The 25888-nt window shown below is 56.8% G+C and carries 26 protein-coding genes; 12 read left to right on the top strand and 14 right to left on the bottom strand.

Annotated elements, in window-relative coordinates:
* Window positions 1-9: 9 nt before the first annotated feature.
* The gene (locus tag WB237_RS16155; RefSeq protein WP_028016852.1) at window positions 10-231 is read left to right on the top strand and encodes a non-oxidative hydroxyarylic acid decarboxylases subunit D; all 222 of its coding nucleotides are present in this window, start codon (window positions 10-12) and stop codon (window positions 229-231) included.
* A gap of 81 nt (window positions 232-312) precedes the next feature.
* On the opposite strand, the gene mutS is transcribed toward WB237_RS16155, so the two are convergent.
* A complete protein-coding gene (gene mutS, locus WB237_RS16150; RefSeq protein WP_336214558.1) occupies window positions 313-2874 on the bottom strand; it encodes a DNA mismatch repair protein MutS in 2562 nt (853 codons plus the stop codon).
* A 113-nt stretch (window positions 2875-2987) separates the two neighbouring features.
* Entirely contained in the window at window positions 2988-3218 is a 231-nt protein-coding gene (locus WB237_RS16145) for a SymE family type I addiction module toxin (RefSeq protein ID WP_114978628.1), read from the bottom strand.
* 175 nt (window positions 3219-3393) lie between these two features.
* Here WB237_RS16145 and WB237_RS16140 point away from each other — a divergent pair, with 175 nt between their 5' ends.
* On the top strand, window positions 3394-3738 hold the full coding sequence (locus WB237_RS16140) for a nitrous oxide-stimulated promoter family protein (protein WP_336214554.1): 345 nt from the start codon (window positions 3394-3396) through the stop codon (window positions 3736-3738).
* A gap of 5 nt (window positions 3739-3743) precedes the next feature.
* Here WB237_RS16140 and WB237_RS16135 read toward each other — a convergent pair whose 3' ends face one another.
* The 10 genes from WB237_RS16135 to hypA all read right to left on the bottom strand — a co-directional run bounded on the left by WB237_RS16135 (window position 3744) and on the right by hypA (window position 13679).
* Complete coding sequence (locus WB237_RS16135; protein WP_336214552.1) at window positions 3744-4964, bottom strand: MDR family MFS transporter; 1221 nt, start codon at window positions 4962-4964, stop codon at window positions 3744-3746.
* Between the two features lie 16 nt (window positions 4965-4980).
* Window positions 4981-5742, bottom strand: coding sequence for an ABC transporter ATP-binding protein (locus WB237_RS16130; RefSeq protein ID WP_336214550.1), 762 nt, complete (start codon window positions 5740-5742; stop codon window positions 4981-4983).
* Complete coding sequence (locus tag WB237_RS16125; RefSeq protein ID WP_028016846.1) at window positions 5742-6779, bottom strand: FecCD family ABC transporter permease; 1038 nt, start codon at window positions 6777-6779, stop codon at window positions 5742-5744. Before WB237_RS16125 ends, WB237_RS16130 begins: the two co-directional genes overlap by 1 nt.
* Window positions 6779-7777, bottom strand: coding sequence for an ABC transporter substrate-binding protein (locus tag WB237_RS16120; protein WP_028016845.1), 999 nt, complete (start codon window positions 7775-7777; stop codon window positions 6779-6781). The genes WB237_RS16125 and WB237_RS16120 overlap by 1 nt, the downstream gene beginning before the upstream one ends.
* A 154-nt stretch (window positions 7778-7931) precedes the next feature.
* A complete protein-coding gene (gene flhA, locus WB237_RS16115; protein WP_336214546.1) occupies window positions 7932-10004 on the bottom strand; it encodes a formate hydrogenlyase transcriptional activator FlhA in 2073 nt (690 codons plus the stop codon).
* A gap of 62 nt (window positions 10005-10066) precedes the next feature.
* A complete protein-coding gene (hypE, locus tag WB237_RS16110) occupies window positions 10067-11077 on the bottom strand; it encodes a hydrogenase expression/formation protein HypE (RefSeq protein ID WP_336214544.1) in 1011 nt (336 codons plus the stop codon).
* Window positions 11074-12195, bottom strand: coding sequence for a hydrogenase formation protein HypD (gene hypD, locus WB237_RS16105; RefSeq protein ID WP_336214542.1), 1122 nt, complete (start codon window positions 12193-12195; stop codon window positions 11074-11076). Before hypD ends, hypE begins: the two co-directional genes overlap by 4 nt.
* 3 nt (window positions 12196-12198) lie before the next feature.
* Window positions 12199-12471 carry a HypC/HybG/HupF family hydrogenase formation chaperone gene (locus WB237_RS16100; protein WP_028016841.1) on the bottom strand — a complete coding sequence of 91 codons (273 nt, stop codon included), beginning with the start codon at window positions 12469-12471 and terminating at the stop codon, window positions 12199-12201.
* Window positions 12462-13325 (bottom strand): hydrogenase nickel incorporation protein HypB, encoded by an 864-nt coding sequence (gene hypB, locus WB237_RS16095; protein ID WP_336214539.1) that lies wholly within the window; start codon window positions 13323-13325, stop codon window positions 12462-12464. Before hypB ends, WB237_RS16100 begins: the two co-directional genes overlap by 10 nt.
* A gap of 3 nt (window positions 13326-13328) precedes the next feature.
* Window positions 13329-13679 (bottom strand): hydrogenase maturation nickel metallochaperone HypA, encoded by a 351-nt coding sequence (hypA, locus tag WB237_RS16090; RefSeq protein ID WP_049006121.1) that lies wholly within the window; start codon window positions 13677-13679, stop codon window positions 13329-13331.
* 210 nt (window positions 13680-13889) lie between these two features.
* Between hypA and hycA the strand changes: the two genes are divergently transcribed.
* The 9 genes from hycA to hycI all read left to right on the top strand — a co-directional run bounded on the left by hycA (window position 13890) and on the right by hycI (window position 21668).
* Complete coding sequence (gene hycA / locus WB237_RS16085) at window positions 13890-14354, top strand: formate hydrogenlyase regulator HycA (protein WP_129995095.1); 465 nt, start codon at window positions 13890-13892, stop codon at window positions 14352-14354.
* A gap of 70 nt (window positions 14355-14424) precedes the next feature.
* Entirely contained in the window at window positions 14425-15033 is a 609-nt protein-coding gene (locus tag WB237_RS16080; RefSeq protein ID WP_028016837.1) for a 4Fe-4S dicluster domain-containing protein, read from the top strand.
* Window positions 15030-16844, top strand: coding sequence for a formate hydrogenlyase subunit 3 (gene hycC / locus WB237_RS16075; protein ID WP_336214534.1), 1815 nt, complete (start codon window positions 15030-15032; stop codon window positions 16842-16844). Before WB237_RS16080 ends, hycC begins: the two co-directional genes overlap by 4 nt.
* Window position 16845: 1 nt before the next feature.
* A complete protein-coding gene (locus WB237_RS16070; RefSeq protein ID WP_336214532.1) occupies window positions 16846-17769 on the top strand; it encodes a respiratory chain complex I subunit 1 family protein in 924 nt (307 codons plus the stop codon).
* Between the two features lie 15 nt (window positions 17770-17784).
* Window positions 17785-19494 (top strand): formate hydrogenlyase subunit HycE, encoded by a 1710-nt coding sequence (hycE, locus tag WB237_RS16065; protein WP_336214530.1) that lies wholly within the window; start codon window positions 17785-17787, stop codon window positions 19492-19494.
* 9 nt (window positions 19495-19503) lie between these two features.
* Window positions 19504-20046, top strand: a complete 543-nt coding sequence (locus WB237_RS16060; protein ID WP_049006115.1) for a formate hydrogenlyase complex iron-sulfur subunit — start codon at window positions 19504-19506, stop codon at window positions 20044-20046.
* On the top strand, window positions 20046-20813 hold the full coding sequence (locus tag WB237_RS16055; protein WP_028016832.1) for an NADH-quinone oxidoreductase subunit B family protein: 768 nt from the start codon (window positions 20046-20048) through the stop codon (window positions 20811-20813). The genes WB237_RS16060 and WB237_RS16055 overlap by 1 nt, the downstream gene beginning before the upstream one ends.
* On the top strand, window positions 20810-21220 hold the full coding sequence (locus WB237_RS16050) for a formate hydrogenlyase maturation HycH family protein (protein WP_336214527.1): 411 nt from the start codon (window positions 20810-20812) through the stop codon (window positions 21218-21220). The genes WB237_RS16055 and WB237_RS16050 overlap by 4 nt, the downstream gene beginning before the upstream one ends.
* Window positions 21213-21668 carry a hydrogenase maturation peptidase HycI gene (gene hycI, locus WB237_RS16045; RefSeq protein WP_336214525.1) on the top strand — a complete coding sequence of 152 codons (456 nt, stop codon included), beginning with the start codon at window positions 21213-21215 and terminating at the stop codon, window positions 21666-21668. Before WB237_RS16050 ends, hycI begins: the two co-directional genes overlap by 8 nt.
* 58 nt (window positions 21669-21726) lie before the next feature.
* Here hycI and WB237_RS16040 read toward each other — a convergent pair whose 3' ends face one another.
* Complete coding sequence (locus WB237_RS16040) at window positions 21727-23151, bottom strand: 6-phospho-beta-glucosidase (RefSeq protein WP_336214523.1); 1425 nt, start codon at window positions 23149-23151, stop codon at window positions 21727-21729.
* 18 nt (window positions 23152-23169) lie between these two features.
* On the bottom strand, window positions 23170-24621 hold the full coding sequence (gene ascF / locus WB237_RS16035; protein WP_049006104.1) for a PTS cellobiose/arbutin/salicin transporter subunit IIBC: 1452 nt from the start codon (window positions 24619-24621) through the stop codon (window positions 23170-23172).
* A 214-nt stretch (window positions 24622-24835) separates the two neighbouring features.
* On the opposite strand from ascF, the gene WB237_RS16030 reads away from it, so the two are divergent.
* Window positions 24836-25849, top strand: a complete 1014-nt coding sequence (locus tag WB237_RS16030) for a LacI family DNA-binding transcriptional regulator (protein WP_336214520.1) — start codon at window positions 24836-24838, stop codon at window positions 25847-25849.
* Window positions 25850-25888: the final 39 nt, after the last annotated feature.

The raw sequence follows: 25888 nt of genomic DNA, 5'->3' as shown, positions 1-25888 counted from the left end.
GAGGAAAAGATGATTTGTCCACGTTGTGCCGATGAACACATTGAAGTAATGGCGACATCTCCCGTGAAAGGGGTCTGGACTGTGTATCAGTGCCAGCATTGCCTGTATACCTGGCGTGATACTGAACCGCTGCGCCGTACCAGCCGGGATCACTATCCGGAAGCATTTCGTATGACGCAGAAGGATATTGACGAGGCACCACAGGTGCCGACCATTCCGCCTTTGCTGTAAAAAAAAGCCCGGTGGCGCTGCGCTTACCGGGCTTACGGGTTGTGTAGGCCGGGTAAGGCGAAGCCGCCACCCGGCAAAAAATTACACTAAACTCTTCAGCCGATAAATCCACTCCAGCGCCTGACGCGGCGTCAGGGAATCCGGATCGAGGTTTTCCAGGGCTTCTACTGCTGGCGACGTCTCTTCCGCGGGTGCTAACAACGACATCTGTGTGCCATCAATCTGCGTTGCAGCCGCATTCGGTGAGAGGCTTTCCAGCTCACGCAGTTTCTGACGCGCGCGTTTAATCACCTCTTTAGGAACACCCGCCAGCGCTGCGACGGCCAGGCCATAGCTCTTGCTCGCCGCGCCATCCTGCACCGTGTGCATAAAGGCGATAGTGTCGCCGTGTTCCAGCGCATCAAGGTGGACGTTAGCAACCCCTTCCATTTTCTCCGGCAACTGTGTCAGTTCGAAATAGTGGGTTGCGAACAGGGTCATTGCCTTGATCTTATTCGCCAGGCTTTCAGCACAGGCCCATGCCAGTGACAGACCATCATAGGTTGATGTTCCGCGTCCGACTTCGTCCATCAGCACCAGGCTGTGTTCCGTCGCGTTATGCAGAATGTTAGCCGTTTCGGTCATCTCGACCATGAAGGTTGAGCGGCCGCTAGCCAGATCGTCCGCTGCGCCCACGCGGGTAAAGATGCGGTCGATGGGGCCAATCTCCACGTTTTGAGCCGGGACGTAGCTGCCGATGTAGGCGAGAAGCGCGATCAGCGCTGTCTGGCGCATATAGGTACTTTTACCGCCCATGTTCGGACCGGTAATGATCAGCATCCTTCTCTGCGGTGACAGGTTCAGGGGGTTAGCGATGAACGGTTCGTTCAGCACCTGCTCTACCACCGGGTGACGACCTTCGGTAATGCGAATGCCGGGTTTGTCGGTAAAGGTCGGGCAGGTATAGTTCAACGTTTCAGCGCGTTCCGCCAGATTCACCAGCACGTCCAGTTCCGCCAGCGAACTGGCGCTTAACTGCAGGTCGGCCAGGTGTGGCATCAGCATGTCAAACAGCTCGTCATACAGCTGTTTTTCCAGAGCCAGCGCTTTACCTTTCGAGGTGAGAACTTTGTCCTCGTACTCTTTCAGCTCAGGAATAATGTAGCGTTCTGCATTTTTCAATGTCTGGCGACGCACGTAGTGAATCGGTGCCAGGTGGCTCTGCCCGCGGCTGATCTGAATATAGTAACCGTGTACCGCGTTATAGCCCACTTTCAGGGTGTCGAGCCCAAGGCGTTCGCGCTCGCGGATTTCCAGCTTATCAAGGTAGTCCGTTGCGCCGTCGGCCAGCGCACGCCATTCGTCCAGCTCTTCGTTGTAGCCAGGAGCAATCACGCCGCCATCACGCACCAGAACCGGAGGCGCATCAATAATGGCTCGCTCCAGCAGCTCGCGAAGCTCGGTAAATTCGCCCATGGTTTCACGGAGTTTTTGAACAGGGGCGCTGTCTACGTCGCTTAACTGCGCACGCAGTTCCGGCAGTTGCTGAAAAGCATGACGCATCCGGGCAAGATCGCGCGGGCGCGCTGTCCGCAGAGCCAGACGGGCCAGGATACGTTCCAGATCGCCTACTTGGCGCAGAACCGGCTGCAGCTCGGTATAACGATCCTGCAACGCAGCAATCGTCTGCTGACGGCAAACCAACGTATCGGTATCGCGAATCGGCATATGCAGCCAACGTTTAAGCATACGGCTGCCCATCGGCGTCACGGTACTGTCGAGGACCGAGGCGAGCGTATTTTCGACGCCACCCGCCAGGTTTTGGGTGATCTCCAGGTTACGGCGCGTAGCGGCATCCATGATGATGCTGTCCTGCTGGCGCTCCATCGTGATAGAGCGGATATGCGGCAGGGCGGTGCGCTGGGTGTCTTTCACGTACTGCAGAAGACAACCTGCTGCGCACAGTCCGCGCGGGGCGTTTTCCACGCCAAAGCCAATCAGATCGCGGGTGCCAAACTGGAGATTCAGTTGCTGACGCGCGGTATCAATTTCGAACTCCCAAAGCGGACGGCGGCGCAATCCACGACGGCCTTCGATAAGCGCCATTTCGGCGAAATCCTCGGCATAGAGTAATTCTGCCGGGTTGGTGCGCTGCAATTCGGCAGCCATCGTTTCACGGTCAGCCGGTTCACTCAGACGAAAACGTCCGGAGCTGATGTCGAGCGTCGCGTAGCCAAACCCTTTGCTGTCCTGCCAGAGTGCCGCCAGCAGGTTATCCTGACGCTCCTGCAGCAGGGCTTCATCACTGATGGTACCTGGCGTGACGATGCGCACGACTTTGCGCTCAACCGGACCTTTCGAGGTCGCCGGGTCGCCGATCTGTTCGCAGATGGCGACGGACTCGCCCTGATTCACCAGTTTCGCCAGGTAGTTTTCTACCGCGTGATGCGGGATACCTGCCATTGGGATTGGCTCACCTGCCGAGGCACCACGTTTGGTCAGCGAGATGTCGAGCAACTGCGATGCACGCTTAGCATCGTCATAAAACAGCTCGTAAAAATCGCCCATGCGGTAAAACAGCAGAATTTCCGGATGCTGTGCCTTCAGCTTCAGATACTGCTGCATCATCGGCGTATGTGCGTCGAAATTGTCGATTGTGCTCATGGAGTTATGATGTCCATTTCTTTGAAAATAAACCGTTTTGATCGGCTCAGTGGCCGTTTGTTCCTTCTATTGTCGCATGAAAAAAAGGTACGGCGCAGAAAAATGTCGTGGCTTTACGAGGCGCCTTCCGGCATTAACTCAATGACAATTTTTCCATGCTCTACGCCCACTCTGACCTGGGAATTGGTGGTAAACCCTGCTTGTTCAAGCCAGTCACCTTTTAAGCTCAGCGCCGCATGCACGCTGTAACGCTTTGGTATCTTGGTTTTACGGTCTTCATGACGCTTTCTGAAATACCCCACTTTCAAATGGCGGTAGGGTTTGGTTATCACGATCTCTTGCATAGGGCCCCCTGGCAGTACGGACAATAGTCATTTCTGATGCCTGTATAAAATACCAGTGATTTTTTTGAGGTGGAGGCTTAATACTGGAATCAGGCTTCAGAAAACGGAATGCAACAACTGAAATTTGGCGTTTAAAGGTGTATTATTAATGCACTTTATTGCTGGGTAAGTCGTTATGTCTGGTAAACGCATATCACGAGAAAAAGAGACAATCGCGAAAATGATCGCGTTGTATGAAAAGCAGTGTCCACAGGCTTCTCAGGAAGAGAATTATTATCAGGCGCTTAAGGCTTATGCCGATAAACGCCTGGATAAGTGCGTGTTTGGTGAAGAAAAACCCGCCTGCAAACAGTGTCCGGTGCACTGCTATCAGCCTGCCAGACGTGAAGAGATGAAGCAGGTCATGCGCTGGGCTGGCCCGCGTATGTTATGGCGTCACCCTATTCTGACCATCCGTCATCTGATGGATGACCGTCGTCCCGTACCGGAGCTACCGGTGAAGTATCGCCCGAAAAAGTGACTGGTTTAGCTTCTCAGTGGGCGGCAAATCACGTGAAGGGCTAATGCGCTACAGAGTGGGAAGATTGCCAGCAGCAGCCATGGATACATTGCCTGCGTTGAGGGCACCAGCGCGCGATCCAGCAGGCTGCCAAACAACAAGTTTCCTGCCAGTACCGCAATGCCTCCGGCGGTGGCGAGTGCGCCGTAGTGCGCGCCAAGCGTTGATTCCTCCGCAAACCGAGGGATCAGATCTTTAGCCGATGGTACCAGCAGCATCTGTCCCAGCGTCAACAGCGTCACAAAACAGACTGAGGGCAGTAAGCGAAGCCAGCCTTCCGGCGGCGTCATCGGGGCAAACATCGCCACGCTCGCAAAGGCGGCAGAAAGCAGCACAAATCCCACCGGCAGAATTCTCACCGCGCCCGCGCGTCGGGCAAAATGCGCCAGCGGTAGCTGTAATGTAATGATCAGAATGGAGGCCAGCATAAAAAGTGGGCCGAGATCTTTCTCGTTACCGCCAGAACGCTGGATCTCCACTGGCAGCGCCAGATAAAGCTGGTTATAGCTTAACAGCCACGAGCTGTAGGCAATGATAAAGGCGACAAAGCGCGGCTGGCGGAACGTTGTCCACCAGGGCTGTATGTTTAGCGTCTGTGAACGGTGATGTGAAGCTGGAAGGCAGAAGTAGAGCACCACTAGCGCAATGATAAAGACTCCCGCACCCGCCAGTGCCACCTGGCGGAAGCCAAGCCCCGTCAGCAGAGCTCCCGCAACCGGGCCCAGCACTGCACCGAGCTCACCACAGACAGCAAAGAGAGCAAACCATTCCGCCCGGCTACGTTTTCCTTTCGCCTCGCTGTGGGTGCCCGCTTTCGCCAGCAGAGCCTCAATGGAGGGGGAAAATAATGCTCCGCCGATGCCGGTCAGACATGCGCCGAGAATAATGGGCCACAGAGATTGCCCGAAGGCCAGCAGCAGATAACCCGCGACGCGGATAACGCACCCGCTCAGGATGACGATTTTCGCGCCAAAGCGATCCGAGAGCGCCCCCCCGACGATAAACATCCCCTGCTGGGAGAACGTGCGTAGCCCCAGGATCAGCCCGATCAGCCCGCCGGAGAGCAGCATATCGTCGCGCAGGAATATCGCCAGGAAGGGGACAACGGCATAAAAACCAATGTTAAAAACAAACTGGCTACCCAGTAAAACGGGCGGCCAGAGTGTGGTGGCAGGGCGAAGGGACATCGTTGTTCACTTGCCCCTAAACGATAAAGTGAATGTGCTTTTTGCCATGGAACGGCGAGATCTCAATTTTGGTTTTTACCCGGAAGACGTCCCAGAGCAGCTCTTCGGATAAGATCTCCTGCGGTGTTCCCGTGGCCACAATTTGCCCTTTTTGCATCACAATCAGTGAATCACAGAACATCGAAGCATGATTGAGATCGTGGATAGCGACAATACTGGTGACAGGCAGCTCACTGATCAAATGCATTAACTGCATCTGATGGTGAATGTCCAGGTGGTTGGTCGGTTCATCCAGCAGGATTTCAGTGGGAGTCTGGGCCAGCGCACGGGCAATGTGCACCCGCTGGCGTTCACCGCCAGACAGGCTCAGCCAGCCCTGGTCGCTTTTATCCTGCATGTCCACGCGTTGCAGGGCTGCGGTGACGGTCTCGTCATCGTGCGTGCTCCAGTTTGAAAAAGGGGAGTGGTGCGGAATACGACCGAGCTTTACCACGTCACGTACGCGCATATTCGCATCGGTCATCCCGTGTTGCTCAACGAAAGCGACCCGGCGGGCGAGTTGCTTTTTGGCTATCCGGGAAATATCTTCCCCGTCCAGGGTTACGCTGCCGATGTCCGGGCGACGAAGGCCCGCAAGGATACGCAAAAGCGAGGATTTACCGCAGCCATTTGGTCCTAGCAGCCCGACGGTTTCACCCCGGGAGACCTTCAGAGAGACGTCATTAACGATGACTTTTTTGCCTACCTTCCAGGTAATATTTTTAGCGCAGATGCTCATCACTTATTCCTTGAGCGGTAGATAATCACGGCAAAGAAAGGTACACCCACCAGCGCGGTCACCACGCCTACGGGCAGGCTTTGCGGGGCAATCAGCATGCGTGAGGCGATATCTGCCAGCACCATCAGGATCGCCCCTGCCAGCGCGCTGGCAATCAGCAATGTGCGGTGCAGCGGCCCAAACAGGAAACGCATCACATGTGGTACCACCAGCCCTACAAAGCCGATGGAGCCCGCCATGCTGACGATTGTGGCAGTAATCAGCGCGGTAGTGGTAAAGAGTGCCAGGCGCACCCAGGGGACGGCAATGCCCAGGGACGCGGCGGCATCATCACCGAAGGTAAAGGCATCCAGCGCCCGGGAATAGTAGAGGCAAACGGCTAACCCAATCAGTACCACCACCAGCACAAGCTGGAATTCAGGCCAGCGAACGCCGCTGAAGCTGCCCAACAGCCAGAACATGACATCACGCGCTTGCTGGGCACTGGCGGAGGTGCTGATGGTGTAGGCGGTAATGGCGTTGAACAACTGAGAGGCGGCTACGCCTGCCAGAATGGTCCGTTCATTACCGCCACGCGCACCGTTCGTCAGGAAGGCGACGAAGGCAAAGGCGGCAAACGCCCCGGCAAACGCGCCCGCAGAGAGCGACACCGCACCGGTGCCGATACCCAATACCACGACGGAAACCGCGCCGGTAGACGCACCTGCAGATACGCCCAGCACGTAAGGTTCCGCCAACGCGTTCTTCAGCAGGCTCTGTAATACTGCGCCGCAGATGGCCAGCCCCGCGCCACAGCAGGCTGCCACCAGCGCGCGGCTCAGGCGAAAGTCCCAGATAACACTCTCATAGATGCGATTGAGCGGAACCTGGGTAAGCCCCATTTTATTGCTGATAGCATAAAAGACATTTTGCAGTGGGATGGACAGCTCGCCGACGCTGACGCCAAGCGCGATGACCAGAAATAACAGTACAAACGCGAGCAAACATGACGTTGTCAGAACCAGGCCCTGTCGGGCCTGAAGAACAGCGACGGTCATCAGTTCAGCCCCAGCTTTCTGAGCTGTTCGCCGACCTGCTCAGCCCCGTAAATCGTGCGAATCGTCGGGTTCATCGCCTGGCCGTCCATCACTACGATATGACCTTTTTTCACCGCATCCAGCTGGCTGACCGCCGGATCGTTCTTCAGGAATTTGATTTTTTCTTCCGCGTTATCCAGCGCCCAGCGGTTGCGGTCCAGGCTGGACACCACAATGACATCCGGATTTGCGGCAATAATGCTTTCCCAACCTACGGTTGGCCATTCGGTCTCGGACGTAATAGCGTTATGACCACCCATCAGGCTGGCGATAAACCCGGAGGGGCTATTTTTACCACCGACGTAAGCATCTGCAGAAGGGGATGAGCTGGAGAACCAGAAGACAAACGAAAGGTCTTTTTTATTCTTGCCGAATTCCTTACGCAGCTCGGCCTCGCGTTTTTTGAAATCGGCAATCACCGCCTGGCCGCGATCTTCAACGTTAAAGATTTTGGCGAAATCCTCAATCTCTTGATAGAGATACGTCATATCCCACAGCTTCTGACGGCTGCCATACATATCGCCGGTGGCTTTTTTGGTCGCGCACATGCCCGGTGACACATAGCTGTTCACGCCGAGGGTCATCAGGTCTTCGCGTTTTGCGACCTTACTTTCCGGCCCCAGCAGCAGCGGCGTCTGGGCTGGGACAAAGTCAGGATTTTGCGCAAGCACGGATTCAAGGGTAGGGATTTCAACTGTCAGGGTTTTGATTTTCGCGTTCTGTTCCGCCAGCTGCGGTAGCACTTTGGTCGGCCAGAAGGCGCTGGCCTTCACCTTATCTTCCAGACCCAGCAGAAGCAAAATTTCGACGGTGTTCTGACCCAGGGCCACGACGCGTTCCGGTGCTTTGGTGAACGTCTCTTTATAGCCACAGTTTTCAATTGTCAGAGGATACGTGGTTGCCAGAGCAGAACTGACCGACGCAACCGCCAGGCCTAACGCGCAGAAGATCTTTTTCATGAAATGCTACCCATCATTAACATTATTTTTTGATGCAAATGAAACTCATTATTAAGGCGGAATTTTATACAGAGGAAACGATTTTGTGTCAATGAGGGACAATTGCGCAGGGTAATAAAAGGCGGTGTCAGGAAAACACCGCCGGAATGACAGCTTAAACCAGACTCTCTTTATCAATTCCCAGCCGCTTCATACGCGACAGCAGGGTGGTCCGTTTTAACCCTAAACGCTGGGCCGCACCTTTCGGCCCGGCTACCACACCGTTGGTCTCTTTCAGCACGCGCATAATGAGCTGGAATTCATCTTCTCCCTCTTTCGCTATCTCGGCGGCGGGAACGGTCACGTCAGGCAGGGTAACCTCAGGCAGGGACAGTTGCAGCACGCTACCTCGCGTCAGTAACACCGCGCGTTCAATAACGTTTTCCAGCTCACGCACGTTGCCGGGCCACTCCATAGAAGAGAGTGTGCGTAACGTTTCGGCAGGAATACTATCGATATTGCGACCCATTCGGCGCGCAATCTTGGCAGTAAAGGCTTTGACCAGCAGGGGGATATCTTCCGGGCGCTCGCGCAGGGGCGGCAGAAAGATCGGGAAGACGTTCAGGCGATAGTAGAGATCGCTGCGAAACTCGCGGTTAGCGACCATTTTTTTCAGGTCACGGTTGGTGGCGGCAATGAGCCGTACATCGGTCTGGATCAGCTTGTTACTGCCAAGACGCTCAAACTCTTGCTCCTGTAATACCCGCAGTAGTTTAGGCTGTAGTTCCAGCGGCATATCGCCAACTTCGTCGAGGAACAGCGAGCTCTTGTCCGCCAGCTCAAAACGACCCAGGCGCTGGCTACTGGCACCGGTAAACGCCCCGCGTTCGTGGCCGAACAGATCGCTTTCCAGCAGACCGGCAGGCATAGCCGCGCAGTTCATTTTCACCATCCGGCGACCATTGCGGTTGCTCAGGTTGTGGATGGCGCGGGCAATCAACTCTTTACCCGTGCCAGTTTCGCCCAGGATCAGAACTGTACTGTCGCTTTGAGCCACCATCTCCACCTGCTTGAGCACGCTGTACATCGCGTCGCTGCGCCCGATGATTTCACCAAACTCGCTGTCAACGTTGTTGAGCTGTTCGGTCAGGGCCAGGTTTTCATCCACCAGCCGCTCTTTCAGACGGTGGATCTCCTGATAGGCGAGGGCATTATCCAGCGCGATGGAGATTCGCTCGGCGATCTGGCGCAGCAGCTTCAGGTTGGCCGTGGTAAACACCCCTTCCTCACATTGCGCCAGCTTCAGCACGCCGAGCATGGTATTGCCAGACATCAGCGGCAGCAGGCACAGGGTCTGAATTTTGTTGCCCCAGGTGTTAAACAGCATCCGCTCATAGGGAGCTACCGGATCCTGCTCATCAAGGTTAAGCAGCAGGATCTCTTTGCTTTTGAAGACTCGCTCAGACAGCGTACCCGCTTCATCCACTTCGCTTTGCTCGTGTGCCGGGTTGGCTTCATCGAGGTAATGTGTGGAGTAGATATTCAGCTTGCCCTTACGATACCCCCGCAGCGCAATGCTGATGGCATCAATTTTGAAATAGTGGTGGATCTCTTTCGAGACTTCGCTGACCAGTTCATCCATATCAAGCCGGGAAAGCACGGCGTTGGTAATAGCGACCAGAATGCGGAAGTTGTCGCGCTCGCGGCTCAGCAGGTCGTAATCGACGTTATTGGTGACACGGCTTTGGATCTGCTCCGCGACGACGGCCACAATCTGGGTAAAGGTGTGCAGACGCTCGTATTCCGCCTCGCTCCAGGGCTGGTCGGTTGTGCGGATAAACTCGCAGCCACCAAAAATATGACCTTCCGCGGCCAGCGGTAACATGCAGTAATGACCGAAAGAGTGATAGAGAGAACTTTCCGCCAGCCTCGGCCAGGCCTGCCGGAACTCCTCAAAATTACAGTGCAGGATTTCAGGCCGGGAGAGAATACGGCGCACCGGGCCATGAGCGAGATAGGTTTCATCTTCGTATTCAAACGTTTTGTCATTACCACGCGTGGAGTAGTAGCTCGCGCGATGCGTTCCGCTATGCCAGAGCACAATGGCGGCGCTGTCTGCCAGTGCAGATTGCCTGACCATGCGCGTCAGGGCATCGCTCAGCGCACCGAGATCGGGCTGCTGTAAAAGTGTGCGCGTGATATCAAACAGGCCCTGCTGTCCAAGATCGCTCATCGGTGTATACGGCATATTGCTTTCCAATAGAAACTGGCAAATAAAAGAAATTCAGCGCTGACCGCTTTTGGCGCGGCCTAGCAAATACGGGGTAATGGTTCAGCGTGCGGCAGATCCAGCGTACGTTTCACGCCGAAAATCCCGGTCAGGCGCACCCCTTTGCGCTCAACCACTTCACCAATAATGGCGGCCTCTTTCCCTAAAGGATGCGCACGCAGCATGTCCAGTACCACGTCAGCGACGTGGCGTTCAACGCCGATCACCAGCTTGCCTTCGTTGGCAAAATTGAGTGGATCAAGGCCCAATAATTCACACAGGCCGCGAACGGCAGGCTTAACGGGCAGACTACGCTCGCTTAGTTCAATACCCCACCCGCAGCTTGCCGCGAACTCATGTACCACGGCATTCACGCCGCCACGGGTGGCGTCACGAAGGGCTTTTACGCCCGGAATGGTACGCAGTGTCTGAATAAGTGGGGTGAGCACCGCGCAGTCGCTGCGCAGTTCACCATCCAGCCCTAAACCTTCGCGCAGGTTAAGGATAGTCGCTCCATGACAGCCCAGCGTTCCTGTCACGAGAAGCACGTCGCCGACGTTAAGCTGTTGTGCCCCCCAGAGAATATCGGCAGGGATAGCCCCCATGCCGGCGGTGTTGATGAACAGCTTGTCGGCTGCGCCGCGCTGCACCACTTTGGTATCACCTGTGACGATGGCAATCCCCGCCTCCCGCGCGGTCTTCGCCATACTGTTAACCACTGTCGTGAGCGTCTCCAGCGCTAAACCTTCTTCAAGGATAAATCCGCAGGAGAGGTAGCGTGGAACGGCACCGCTGACAGCGACGTCGTTTGCCGTGCCGCAGATGGCGAGCTTGCCGATATCGCCGCCCGGGAAGAACAGCGGGTCAATCACATAGCTGTCGGTGGAGAACGCCAGCCTGTCGCCTTGCGCGGTGAGGGTTGCCAGATCAATACGCGCCTGGTCTTCCTGCTCAGCGAGCCAGGGGTTGTTAAAAGCCTCCATAAACAGCCGGCTAATCAGCTGCTGCATTGCCTGTCCACCGCTGCCATGCGCCATTTCAACCGTGCTCATGCTTCACACTCCTGATTGCGATACTGATACCACGCGGCACACGCTCCTTCTGAGGAGACCATCAGCGCGCCAAACGCCGTTTGCGGGTTACAGGTGTTGCCAAATAACGGGCATTGATGAGGTTTGCATTTGCCCGTGAGGACCTCGCCGCAGCGAGACCGGGGATCGTCGCAAACCTGTTGTGGTTGCGGATGGAAATGCGCTTCAGCATCGAATGATTGATACGCAGGCGTCAGACGCACGCCGGATTCGGCAATCAGTCCCAGGCCGCGCCATTCACTGTCGCCTTCGACGCTAAACACCTCCGCAATGGCTTGCTGAGCGCGTGTATTGCCTGCGTCAGGTACGACGCGGCGGTACTGATTTTCCACCGTACTCAGGGCTGCTATTTTCTGCTCAACCAGCATGGTCACGCCTTGCAGTAGATCAAGAGGTTCGAAACCAGCCACCACTAATGGACGATTGTACTGTTCAGCAATAAAACCGTAGGCATCTGTACCGATGACCATGCTGACATGGCCTGGTGCCAGAAAAGCGTCAATGCCGTTACCCGGTTCTTCCAGCAGGCTACGCAGCGTGGGGATGAGCGTAATGTGCTGGCAGAAAAAGAAAAAGTTCTTGATGTTGCGGGCTCTGGCCTGCTGTAGCGTGATTGCCGTGGCCGGCATGGTGGTTTCAAAACCCAGACCGAAAAACACGATTTTACGGGTGGGATTATCCGCTGCCAGCGTCAGGGCATCCATCGGCGAGTAGACGATCCGGATGTCCGCTCCACGCGCTTTAGCCTGCAATAGTGAGCCATTTTTCCCTGGCACACGCATTGCGTCGCCAAAGGTGCAAAAAATGACGTCGGGCTGGCTGGCGATTTCGATACAGCTGTCGATACGTCCCATCGGCAGAACACACACCGGACAGCCAGGGCCGTGAATAAACTCGATGTTCTCTGGCAGAAGCTGGTCGAGACCAAATTTGAAGATGGCATGGGTATGCCCACCGCACACTTCCATAATGCGCAGCGGTTTTGCTGCGCTGTAGTCCAGCAGGGTTGCTCGCGTTTTCAGGTGTTCGATAAGTTGCATCACTTGTTCTGGCGCGCGGTATTCATCAACGTAACGCATCAGCTATCGCTCCTCACCGTACAGCAGAGCACCCACGTCAGGCTCCACATCAAACATATTTTGCAGCGCATCGAGCGTGTCGCGCGCTTCCGCTTCGTTAATCACACTCATGGCAAAGCCCACATGCACCAGCACCCACTGGCCGAGGCGTGAAGCGCCAGTTTCATCAACACTGCCGACCAGCGTCAGGTCTACATCGCGTAATAATCCACACACATCCACTCTGGCCTGATTCCCGTCAATGGCGTGAATTTGTCCCGGTACGCCTATGCACATCGTTCGCTCTCCAGCCAGTTCAACCAGCTTTCCATACCGTCGCCGCGTGTGGCGGACACCAGCAGGATGTTAATGTCCGGGTTGACTTCACGGGCATACGCCAGGCACTTATCCACATCAAAATTCAGGTATGGCAGCAAGTCGACCTTGTTCAGCAGCATGATGGACGCGGCGGCGAACATGTGGGGGTATTTCAGCGGCTTGTCTTCGCCTTCGGTCACCGAAAGCACGGCCACTTTATGCCGTTCACCGAGGTCAAAGCTCGCCGGGCAAACCAGGTTGCCGACGTTTTCAATAAACAGGATGCCGTTATCTGCCAGTGGCAGACGCGGGGTAGCGTCGGCAATCATCTGCGCATCCAGGTGGCAGCCTTTGCCTGTATTGACCTGAATGGCAGGCGTGCCGGTTTCACGAATACGGGCGGCGTCGTTGACCGTCTGCTGATCGCCTTCGATCACCGCGCAGGAGACGCGCCCGTTCAGGCGTTTGAGGGTCTCAGTCAACAGCGTGGTTTTGCCGGACCCGGGGCTGGAGACCAGATTCAGCACCAGCTGTTTGCGGGTAGCAAAGCGTGCGCGGTTGCGGGCGGCGATCTGGTTATTTTTGTCCAGCACGTTGATTTCGACTTCCAGCATCTGGCGCTGGCTGATGCCCGGCGCATGTGTCCCCGCTTCGCCGTGACCGTAATGCAGATCACCCGCGTCAGATTGTTGAGGAGCGAAAGTGATACCGGTTAATGCCGATGCAGGGCGCGGGGCGGGTGAAAAGGGCGCGGAGCGAAACGCGGAGTGAGGACGGTGTTCATCCCCTTCTATATACAGGTTGCCTTCACCGCAACCGCAGGTGCTACACATAATTTACTCCTTCTCGATTTCGAGTCGTTGGATCTGCATGCCGTCATCCGCCACGATGCGCAGCCCGGCACTCTGGCATTGCGGACAGCGCTGAACCTTCGATGAAAGCAGGGTGACGTACTGCTGACACTGTTCACACCAGCACTCTGCCTGCTGCTCTTCAATATGGAGTTCGCAGCCTTCCGCCAGCGTGCCGCGGCATACCAGCTCAAAACAGAAGGTCAGGGCGCTGGTCTCGACACAGGAAAATGCCCCGACTTTCAGCCAGACACCGGTGACGCGTTTCGCGTGGTTTTGCACTGCCTGCTGTTCGATAAGTTCCAGAGCCCGCTGGCAGAGGGTGATTTCGTGCATGACGCCTCCTCAATGAATTGCCCCGGTAATGCAATAACAATGCCAGCTTGATTTTTGTTAAGGGGTGACGATGTCAACGCTGTCGAAATGACACGTCGACACCGCGGAGTTGACAGGTGTCTCTTATTTTAATTTCTTTAAAATCAATAAAATAAAAACTGGCATGGAATCTGCTTAACAGCCGCTATCTCCATTAACCGGATACCTTTTATGACTATTTGGGAAATCAGCGAAAAAGCGGATTACATCGCGCAGCGCCATCAGCAATTACAGGACCAGTGGCACCTGTACTGCAACTCTCTGGTACAGGGCATCACCCTGTCGAAAGCACGTCTTCACCACGCAATGAGCTGCGCGGCACAAGGTGATATGCGCTTTGTCCTCTTCGGCCATTTCACCATCAACGTTACCCTGGCGGATAACTTCAACAGCCACACCATCGAGTACTACCTCGAGACAAAAGACGGTGAAAAACAGTGTATTGCGAAGGCACAGTTGATGGCAGACGGCATGGTGGATGGTCACGTCAGTAACCGCGATCGCCAGCAGGTGCTGGAGCACTATCTGGAAAAAATCGCGCCAGTTTATGACGGTTTATACGCCGCCGTTGAACACGATCTTCCGGTCAATCTGGCGCAGTTAATGGATGCACATGCCTCAGCGAATGTGGCCTGACTCTTACGTGTCGAGAAGTGTCGACAAGACAGTTTTTCGTCAAAAATGACTATCACCAGAGGATAACCCGGTGAACCGTTTTGTAATTGCTGACTCGACGGTCTGTATTGGCTGTCGAACCTGTGAGGCGGCGTGTTCGGAAACGCATCGCCTGCATGGGTTGCAGTCCATGCCGCGCCTGCACATCATGCGTAATGAAAAAGAGTCTGCCCCGCAGCTCTGTCATCACTGTGAAGATGCCCCTTGTGCGGGTGTTTGCCCTGTGAATGCCATCACTCGCGTTGATGGCGCTGTCCAGTTGAACGAAAGCCTGTGCGTGAGCTGCAAGCTGTGCGGCATTGCCTGCCCGTTCGGCGCGATTGAATTTTCCGGCAGCCGCCCACTGCATATTCCGGCCAATGCCAATACGCCGAAAGCGCCTCCTGCGCCTCCGGCCCCCGCGAAGGTTAGTACGCTGCTTGACTGGGTCCCCGGCATTCGTGCCGTAGCGGTGAAATGCGACCTGTGCAGCTTTGATGAGCAAGGTCCAGCGTGCGTACGCACCTGCCCGACCAAAGCGCTGATTCTGGTTAACATCCGCGATATCGCCCGTACCAGCAAGCGTAAACGTGAGCTGACCATCAATAGCGATTTTGGCGATCTTTCGCTTCTGCAGGCGCTTAATGAGGAGGCGAAATGAACGCCATAACCATGATAAACAGCGCCGTGGCGTACTTTACCGCCGCCGCAGTACTGGCGCTGATCTTCTCTTTGCATAAAACCCTGAGCGGCTGGATTGCCGGAATCGGCGGGGCGGTCGGTAGCCTGATGACGCTGGCGGCGGGCGGTGTCGTCCTGCTCGGCGGCCAATCCGTAGAGGCCGTGATGCCGCTGATTCGCCACACCGTGGAGATTACGCCGCTAAATGCCATCTGGCTGGTGACGTTTGGCCTGTGTGGTCTGTTTATCAGTCTGTTCAATATTGACTGGCACCGCCATCAGAATACTAAAGCCAACGGCCTGCTGGTCAACCTGCTGCTGGCAACGGCGGTCTGTACCGTTATTGCCAGTAACCTCGGGGCGCTGGTGGTGATGGCGGAAATCATGGCGCTCTGCGGCGTGTTCCTGACGGGCTGTAGCGCCTCCGGCAAACTATGGTTTGCGCTGGGCCGCCTCGGGACGCTGCTGCTGGCGCTGGCCTGCTGGCTGGTGTGGCAGCGCTTCGGCACGCTGGACTTCTCCGCACTCAACGGTCATCCGTTGGGAAATGACGTCTGGCTGCTGGGTGTGCTCGGTTTCGGCCTGCTCGCCGGGATCATCCCGCTGCACGGCTGGGTGCCGCAGGCGCATGCGAATGCCTCCGCACCTGCTGCCGCGCTGTTTTCTGTGGTGGTGATGAAAGTGGGTCTGTTCGGCATTCTGGCGATTACGCTGACCGGCGGACAACCGCCGCTGTGGTGGGGCGTCGTGCTGCTGATCGCCGGGATGATCACCGCGTTCGTCGGCGGTCTGTACGCGCTGATGGAGCACAATATCCAGCGCCTGCTGGCGTACCACACGCTGGAAAATATCGGCATCATCCTGCTCGGTATTGGCGCGGGCGTGACCGGGTTAGCGCTCAATCAACCGGCGCTGATTGCGGCCGGTTTTATCGGCGGTCTCTATCACCTGATTAACCATAGCCTGTTTAAAAGCACGCTGTTCCTGGGCGCGGGGAGCGTCTGGTTCCGCACTGGCCATCGCGATATCGAAAAGCTTGGCGGCATTGGCAAAAAGATGCCCGTGATTTCACTGGCGATGCTGGTCGGTCTGATGGCGATGGCGGCGCTGCCGCCGCTCAACGGCTTTGCCGGGGAGTGGGTGATCTATCAGTCCTTCTTCGCGCTCGGCCAGAGCGATGTGTTTATCGCCCGTCTGCTGGGGCCGCTTCTGGCGGTCGGGCTGGCGATGACCGGGGCGCTGGCGGTGATGTGTATGGCGAAAGTTTACGGCGTCACCTTCCTCGGCGCACCGCGCACGCGTGAAGCGGAAAACGCCTGCTGCGCACCGGTGTTGATGGGCGCGAGCATTGTCGCGCTGGCGCTGTGCTGCTTTATCGGCGGTGTGGCTGCACCGTGGCTGCTGCCGTTGCTGGGTAGCGCGATACCGCTGCCGCTCACCACGGCGCACACCACTGTGTCTCAGCCGATGATTGCGCTGTTGCTGATTGCCGCGCCGCTGCTGCCATTCATTCTGATGCTGTTCTTCAAACGCGACCGACTCGCGTCCCGTTCGCGCGGTGCGGCGTGGGCATGCGGTTATGAACATGAGCAATCAATGGTGATCACTGCCCACGGCTTTGCCATGCCGGTGAAAGAGAACTTTGCCGCCGTGCTGAAGCTGCGCCACTGGCTGAACCCGGTAGCCTGGATCCCTGGCTGGCAGAGTGCTGCCGTACCTGCGCTGTTCCGCCGTCTGGCCGTTATCGAGCTGGCGGTGCTGGTAGTGATTGTGATTTCACGAGGAGCCTGACATGAGTTTGTTACTGGCACTACTTCAGGCGCTGGTGTTATTCGCCGTTGCGCCGCTGCTTTCCGGGGTGAGCCGCGTGGCGCGCGCCCGGATGCATAACCGTCGCGGGCCTGGCGTGTTGCAGGAGTACCGCGATCTCTTCAAATTGCTCACTCGCCAGAGCGTGGCCCCGTATGCCGCAGGCTGGGTTTTCCGCCAGACACCGTTTGTGATGGTGGGCGTGATGCTCACCATCGCCACCGCGCTGCCGGTGGTGACGGTGGGTTCACCGTTGCCGGTACTGGGTGATTTGATCACGCTTATCTATCTCTTCGCCATCGCCCGTTTCTTCTTTGCAATTGCGGGCCTGGACACGGGGAGTCCGTTTACCGGTCTTGGCGCCAGTCGTGAGGCGATGCTCGGCGTGCTCGTCGAGCCGATCCTGCTGCTGGGGCTCTGGGTGGCGGCGCAGGTCGCAGGCTCTACCCACATCAGTTTTATCACTAACACGGTTTATCACTGGCCGTTGGCCCGTTCTATTCCGCTGGTTCTGGCACTGTGTGCCTGCGCGTTTGCCACCTTTATTGAGATGGGCAAACTACCGTTCGACCTCGCGGAAGCGGAGCAGGAGCTGCAGGAAGGGCCGCTGACGGAGTACAGCGGCTATGGCTTTGCGGTACTGAAGTGGGGCATCAGCCTCAAACAGCTGGTGGTGCTGCAGATGTTTGTCGGTGTCTTCTTCCCGTGGGGACAGATGACGCATTTCTCGGTGAGTGGTCTGGTGCTGGCCGTGGTCGTTGCGGCGCTCAAACTTCTGGTCGGCGTGTTGGTGATTGCCCTGTTTGAAAACAGCATGGCGCGTCTGCGCTTTGTCGCGACATCGCGCATCACCTGGGCCGGTTTTGGTTTCGCATTTTTAGCGTTCGTCTCCTTGCTGGTGGCGTGATTAAAGAGAGTTTTTATGTCTGAAGAAAAGAAAGGTCAGCAGTATCTCGCCGCGTTGCATCAGGCTTTCCCTGGCGTCGTGCTGGAGGAGTCCTGGCAAACCAAAGACCAGATCACCGTCACCGTTAAGGTGAACTATTTGCCGGAAGTGGTGGAGTTTCTCTATTACCAGCAGGGCGGCTGGCTCTCTGTGCTGTTCGGCAACGACGAACGCCAGCTGTGCGGCAATTACGCGGTGTATTACGTGATGTCGATGGAGCAGTTCGAGAAGTGCTGGCTCACCGTACGCGTTGAAGTGAACCCAAACAAACCGGAGTATCCGTCCGTCACGCCGCGCGTGCCCGCCGCCGTCTGGGGCGAGCGCGAAGTGCGCGACATGTACGGACTGGTGCCTGTAGGCCTGCCGGATGAACGTCGCCTGGTGCTGCCGGACGACTGGCCGGACGAACTCTATCCGCTGCGTAAAGACAGCATGGACTACCGCCAGCGCCCGGCCCCGACCACCGACAGCGAAACCTACGAGTTTATTAACGAGCTGGGCAGTAAAAAGAACAACGTGGTGCCGATTGGTCCGCTGCACGTGACTTCCGATGAACCGGGCCACTTCCGCCTGTTTGTCGACGGCGAGAACATTATCGACGCCGACTACCGCCTGTTCTACGTCCACCGCGGCATGGAGAAGCTGGCGGAGACCCGCATGGGCTACAACGAAGTCACGTTCCTCTCTGACCGCGTGTGCGGCATCTGCGGCTTTGCCCACAGCACCGCCTACACCACCTCGGTGGAGAATGGCATGGGAATTGTGGTGCCAGAGCGCGCGCAGATGATCCGCGCCATCCTGCTGGAGGTGGAGCGCCTGCACTCGCATCTGCTGAACCTCGGCCTGGCCTGCCACTTCGTCGGTTTTGACTCCGGGTTTATGCAGTTCTTCCGCGTGCGTGAAGCGTCGATGAAGATGGCGGAGATCCTCACCGGCGCACGTAAAACCTACGGTCTGAACCTGATCGGCGGGATCCGCCGTGACCTGCTGAAAGACGACATGATCCAGACCCGCCAGCTGGCGCAGCAGATGCGTCGCGATGTGCAGGAGCTGGTGGATATGCTGCTCAGCACGCCAAACATCGAACAGCGTACCGTCGGGATTGGTCGTCTTGACCCGGAAATTGCCCGCGATTTCAGCAACGTGGGTCCGATGGTGCGCGCCAGTGGCCACGCCCGCGATACCCGCGCCGATCACCCGTTCGTTGGTTATGGTCTGTTGCCGATGACCGTGCACAGCGAGCAGGGCTGCGACGTGATTTCTCGCCTCAAAGTGCGCATCAATGAGGTGTTCACCGCCCTGAACATGATCGACTTCGGTCTGGATAACCTGCCGGGCGGCCCGCTGATGGTTGAAGGTTTCACCTACATTCCAAACCGCTTCGCGCTGGGGTTCGCCGAAGCGCCACGTGGGGATGACATCCACTGGAGCATGACCGGCGACAACCAGAAGCTCTACCGCTGGCGCTGCCGTGCGGCGACCTACGCCAACTGGCCAACCCTGCGCTATATGCTGCGTGGAAACACGGTTTCCGACGCGCCGCTGATCATCGGCAGCCTTGATCCGTGCTACTCCTGTACCGACCGTATGACGGTGGTGGATGTGCGCAAGAAGAAAAGCCAGGTGGTGCCGTACAAAGAACTTGAGCGCTACAGCATTGAGCGTAAGAACTCGCCGCTGAAATAAGGACTCGTCATGTTTACCTTTATTAAAAAAGTCATCAAAACCGGCGCGGTAACCAGCAGTTATCCACTGGAGCCGATGCCGGTGAATAAAAACTTTCGCGGTAAGCCGGAGCACAATCCGCAGCAGTGCATCGGCTGCGCGGCCTGTGTAAACGCCTGTCCGTCGAATGCCCTGACGGTGGAAACGGACCTCAAAACCGGTGAACTGGCCTGGCAGTTTAACCTCGGGCGCTGCATCTTCTGTGGCCGCTGCGAAGAGGTCTGCCCGACTGTCGCAATCCGCTTGTCACAGGAATATGAGCTGGCGGTATGGAAGAAAGAAGATTTCCTCCAGCAGTCGCGCTTTGAACTGTGTAACTGTCGCGTCTGCAAGCGTCCATTCGCCGTGCAAAAAGAGATCGACTATGCCATCGCGCTGTTGCAGCACAACGGAGACGCTCGCGCAGAACATCATCGTGAAAGCTTTGAAACCTGCCCGGAGTGTAAGCGCCAGAAATGCCTGCTACCGTCCGACCGCATTGATATTACCCGCCATATGAGAGAGGCCAGCTGATGGAAAACCTACTGGGCCCGCGCGACGATAACGGCATTCCGGTGCCGATGACGGTGGATGAATCCATCGCCAGCATGAAGGCGTCGCTGCTGAAAAAAATCAAACGCTCGGCCTATGTCTACCGCGTGGACTGCGGCGGCTGCAACGGCTGCGAGATTGAGATCTTCGCCACCCTGTCGCCGTTGTTTGACGCCGAGCGTTTCGGCATCAAAGTTGTACCGTCTCCGCGCCATGCCGACATTTTGCTGTTTACCGGCGCCGTCACCCGCGCCATGCGCTCGCCTGCGCTGCGCGCCTGGCAATCTGCGCCTGACCCGAAAATCTGTATCTCGTATGGAGCCTGTGGCAACAGCGGCGGCATTTTCCACGATCTGTATTGCGTCTGGGGTGGCACTGACAAAATCGTACCGGTGGATGTTTACATTCCTGGCTGCCCACCGACACCTGCCGCAACGCTGTACGGTTTTGCCATGGCGCTTGGCCTGCTGGAGCAGAAAATTCATGCTCGTGAACCTGGGGAGCTTGATAACCAGCCTGCGACCATCCTGCACCCGGACATGGTGCAGCCACTGCGGGTGAAGGTCGACCGCACGGCACGCAAACTGGCGGGCTATCGCTATGGTCGCCAGATTGCCGACGATTACCTGCGTCTGCTGAGCCAGGGTGAGCATCAGGTGGCACGCTGGCTGGAGGCGGAGAACGATCCGCGTTTGAATGAGATTGTGGCAAACCTGAACAACATCGTGGAAGAGGCGCGTATCCGATGAGTGAAACGGTGGTGTTCAGTCAGCTGAGCCGTAAGTTTATTGATGAGAACGATGCCACGCCGGATGCGGCGCAGCAGGTGGTCTATTACAGCCTGGCGATTGGGCATCACCTCGGGGTGATTGACTGCCTGGAAACGGCGTTAAGCTGCCCGTGGCCCGAGTATCTGGCGTGGATCGCCACGCTGGAGGCGGACAGCACGGCGCGGCGCAAGATGGAAGGCGTGCCGAAGTACGGAGAGATCGTCATCGACGCCAACCACATTGCGATGCTGGCGAATGCGTTTGACGCGGCGCTGAACAGGCAAACCCCTGAGCAGCAGGCGTGGAGCAAAACGCTGCTTAGCATGCTGCACGATATTCATCAGGAGAGCGCCATCTACCTGATGGTGAGGAGATTACGTGACTGACGTTTTACTGTGTGTTGGCAACAGCATGATGGGCGATGACGGCGCAGGCCCCTTGTTGGCAGAAATGTGCGCGGCAAATTCTCAGGGTAACTGGGTGGTCATCGACGGTGGCAGCGCGCCGGAAAACGACGTGGTTGCTATTCGTGAGCTGCACCCGGACAGGCTGCTGATCGTTGATGCCACGGATATGGGGCTCAACCCCGGCGAGATCCGCCTGATTGACCCGGATGACATCGCCGAGATGTTTATGATGACCACCCACAATATGCCGCTGAACTACCTGGTCGATCAGATTAAAGACGACGTGGGCGAGGTGCTGTTTTTGGGGATTCAGCCGGACATTGTTGGGTTTTATTACCCGATGACGCCGCCGGTGAAAGCGGCGGTGGAAGTGGTCTATTCACGGCTTGCGGAGTGGGTTAGGGACGGGGGATTTTCCCGGCTCTGAGCTGTGCCAAACCGATCTCCCTCTCCCTGTGGGAGAGGGTCGGGGTGAGGGCAACAGTCTACTCCAGATCCGCCCCGTTACTCGCAATCACCTTTTTATACCACCAGAACGATTTCTTGCGTTTCCTGTCCAGCGTGCCGTTTCCGACGTCATCGCGGTCAACGTACACAAACCCGTAGCGCTTGCTCATCTCGCCCGTTGAGGCGGCCACCAGGTCGATGCAGCCCCAGGTGGTGTAGCCCATCAGCGGCACGCCGTCCTCAATTGCGTCACCCATCGCGCGGATATGCTCGCGCAGATAGCTGATGCGGTAGTCGTCGTTAATCTCGCCGTTTTCATCAATAACGTCTTTCGCCCCGAGACCGTTTTCCACCAGGAACAGCGGCTTCTGGTAGCGGTCGTACATCATGTTCATGGTGATGCGCAGGCCGAGCGGGTCGATGCCCCAGCCCCATTCGCTCACCTGAATATGCGGGTTGCGCAGGGATTTAACGATGTTCGCGGCGCTGGTGTTGCCCGCGTTCATATCTGCCGACGCGCAGCGCGAAGCGTAATAGCTGAACGAGACAAAATCGACGGTGTTTTTCAGCAGTTCGTCGTCGCCAGGATCTTTCACAATCACCACGCCTTTCTCGCGGAACACGCGGGCGGAGTAGGCCGGATAGCTGCCGCGCGCCTGCACGTCGATAAAGAACAGGTTCTCGCGATCTTTCTCCAGCGCCATCCACACGTCTTCTGGCTTGCAGGAGTACGGGTAGAAATTCCCGCCCGCCAGCATGCAGCCGACCTGGTTTTCCGGGTTTACCTCGTGGGCGATTTTGGTCGCCAGCGCGCTCGCCACCAGCTCGTGGTGTGCGGCCTGATATTTCACCTGATCTTCGTTTTCGCCTTCTTCAAATACCAGGCCCGCGCCAGAGAACGGGCTGTGCAACATGATGTTGATTTCATTGAAGGTCAGCCAGTATTTCACCAGACCATTAAATTCCTCGAAACAGGTGCGGGCGTAATGGGCGAAGAAATCGACCATCTTGCGGTTGCGCCAGGAACCGTACTCCGTCACCAGGTGCATCGGTACGTCGAAGTGGCAGAGGGTCACCAGCGGCTCGATGTTGTACTTTTTGCACTCTTCAAACACCGCGCGGTAGAAGGCAATACCTTCTTTATTGGGCAGCGGCTCATCGCCATTTGGATAGAGGCGGCTCCAGGCAATTGAGGTGCGGAACACCGTAAACCCCATCTCCGCCATCAGGGCGATGTCTTCTTTGTAGCGATGATAAAAATCAATCGCTTCATGGCTTGGGTAAAACTCGTCGTCACGCAACGAAAACCGCTTTTCCTTACCGACCTTTACCGCCAGACGATTCGCGCCGTGGGGGATCATATCGACCGTTGTGAGCCCTTTGCCGCCTTCGCGATAAGCGCCTTCACTCTGGTTGGCGGCAAGCGCGCCGCCCCATAAAAATCCTTTTGGAAAAACAGACATTCTTACCTCACTTTCAATTTATGCTTTTGCTGCTTTGCTCTGTACCGGGGCACTCTGAAGGGCGCGCGCTTTTTCAGCATCGTCTTCGACCGGGATATCTTCAAAACCTAATATCAGGGTCAGAACGAACGACAGCACCACCGCCAGCGCCATGACACCGAACACCCAGACGATGGTCATCGGGTTCGCCGGGTCGAAGAACTGCACGCTGGTAAACAGCCCTGGTGCTGCCATCGAATGGCTGGCAAGTCCGGCAATGCCGGCCACCGCACCGCAGATAAAACCACTGATCAGGCTCGCAATCAGTGGACGTTTCAGCCGTACCGCTACACCGTACAGCGCGGGTTCAGAGATCCCCGCCATGATGGCAGAGGCTGCCGCCGCTAACGCCGTCTGGCGCAGCTCCGGGTTTTTGGTTTTCCAGGCTACCGCCAGAGACGAACCGCCAAGGGAGAGGTTGGCACCGATTTCCGACGGCATGACCATCCCTTCTTTGCCCGTTTCGGCAATGGTCTGGATGATGGTTGGCGTAAAGACGCGGTGCATCCCGGTCATCACCAGCAGCGGCCAGAGTGCTCCCATGATCGCCACGGAGAGCCAGCCCAGATAACCGTGAATGGTGTAAACCAGCGCGGAGATGGCGCTACCGATCCAGATCCCCAGCGGTCCAATCAGCACAATGGCGAGCGGGGCGGCAATCAGTACGATCAGCATCGGTTTGAGGAAGTTTTTGGTCACTGCCGGGGTAATGCGATCGACCCAGCGTTCGATGTACGACAGGCACCAGGTCATCACCAGCGCCGGGATCACAGTGTAGGTGTATTTCACCGCCGTTACTGGAATGAAGGCGAACTCAACATGCTCGCCCTGCGCGGCTTTCGCCATCAACTCGATAAAGCTCGGATGAACCAAAACCCCTGCAATGGCGATCGCCAGCGACATGTTGGTTTTGAATTTCACCGCTGCCGAGGCCGCCACCATCAGCGGCAGGAAGAAGAAGGCACCGTCGCCAATCACGGTGAGAATGGTGAGCGTCGGCGCGCCTTTAGGCAGCACGCCGGTCATCTCAAGGATCATCGCCAGCAGTTTAACCATCGAGCCACCGATGATCGCCGGGATCAGCGGGGACATGGTGCCGATGAGCGCATCCAGGATCCCGGCGCCAATGCGGCGCAATGTCAATTTCTGTGGACCTTCCGGTGATGCAGGCTGCAGGTCGGCTGGCAGCAGGCTGACTACCTCGCGGTAGGCCTGAGAAACGGTGTTGCCAATGATCACCTGGCACTGGTTGTCGTTGCGCACTACGCCGAGCACGCCGCTAATGCTTTTCAGACGCGCAGCGTCGGTGAGGCTTTCGTCTTTCAGGACGAAGCGCAGACGCGTCATGCAGTGAGTGACGGCGACGATGTTCTCTTTGCCGCCCAGCGCGCTGACGACATCATTCGCCAGCGCAGCGTAATTTTTGGCCATCGGATGAGATCCTGTTATCGTTGTGAGAAATGTAGGAAACCGGTTCCACATAATCATCATGAGTTTCTTTGAATGAAACAAGATCACATTCTGACCATTTTTTCATTTCGTGATGATGATCACCGGGCGGTGCGAAAAGCGTGATTTCATCGCTGCGACAATTTTTCTGCAGTGCAGTACACTGCGCTCCATCAGTTTCAGATGGAATAACAAGATGACCACGATGCTTGAAGTGGCGAAGCGGGCAGGCGTTTCGAAGGCGACGGTATCCCGGGTGCTGTCGGGAAATGGCTATGTCAGCCAGGAGACCAAAGACCGGGTGTTTCAGGCCATTGAAGAGAGCGGCTATCGCCCGAATTTACTGGCGCGCAACCTGGCGACTAAACGCACCCAGACGCTGGGGCTGGTAGTGACAAACACCCTGTATCACGGCGTCTACTTTAGCGAGCTGCTGTTTAACGCCGCGCGGATGACAGAAGAAAAAGGGCGGCAGCTGATCCTTGCTGACGGCAAGCACAGCGCCGATGAAGAGCGTGAGGCGATCCAGTATTTACTCGATATGCGTTGCGATGCGGTGATTATCTACCCGCGTTTCCTGAGCGTGGATGAGATGGATGAGATCGTCGAGAAGTGTGAGCAACCGATTATGGTGCTCAACCGTCGCTTGCGGAAAAACAGCAGCCACAGCGTCTGGTCCGATCATAAAGCTTCCTGTCAGGAGGCGGTGTCGCAGTTAATTGAGAAAGGGCACAGAGAGATCGCATTTATCACGGGTTCGCTGGATTCACCCACCGGGGTTGAACGTCTCTCCGGCTACAAGGACGCACTGGTTCAGCACGGTATTCCGCTACACGAAGGGCTGATTGCGCAGGGTAAGTGGAACCCCGCAAGCGGCGCGGCGGCGGTGTCCGAACTGCTTGCTCGCGGCGAACGTTTTACGGCGCTGGTGGCGAGTAACGACGATATGGCAATTGGTGCTATGAAGCAGCTGCACGACAGCGGCGTGACCACCCCGGACGCGGTATCGGTGATCGGTTTTGACGACGTGGCCATCGCGCCTTATATCGTGCCGTCGCTTTCCAGCGTTCGCATTCCGGTGACGGAGATGATCAAAGAAACCATCAGCCGACTGATCTTTATGCTCGACGGCGGGGAGTTTAAATATCAGCAAACGTTCTCCGGCGTGCTTGTCCTGCGCGATTCCGTCATTGACGGCCCTCACCGTTGATGTCGACAGCTGTCATCGTCAGAAGTGACGATGACAGTG

This window comes from Enterobacter sp. P82 (genome assembly GCF_037053385.1).
Lineage (GTDB): Bacteria > Pseudomonadota > Gammaproteobacteria > Enterobacterales > Enterobacteriaceae > Enterobacter.
Note: the sequence above shows the minus strand (reverse complement) of the source record. Positions and strands in the feature narration are given on the sequence as shown.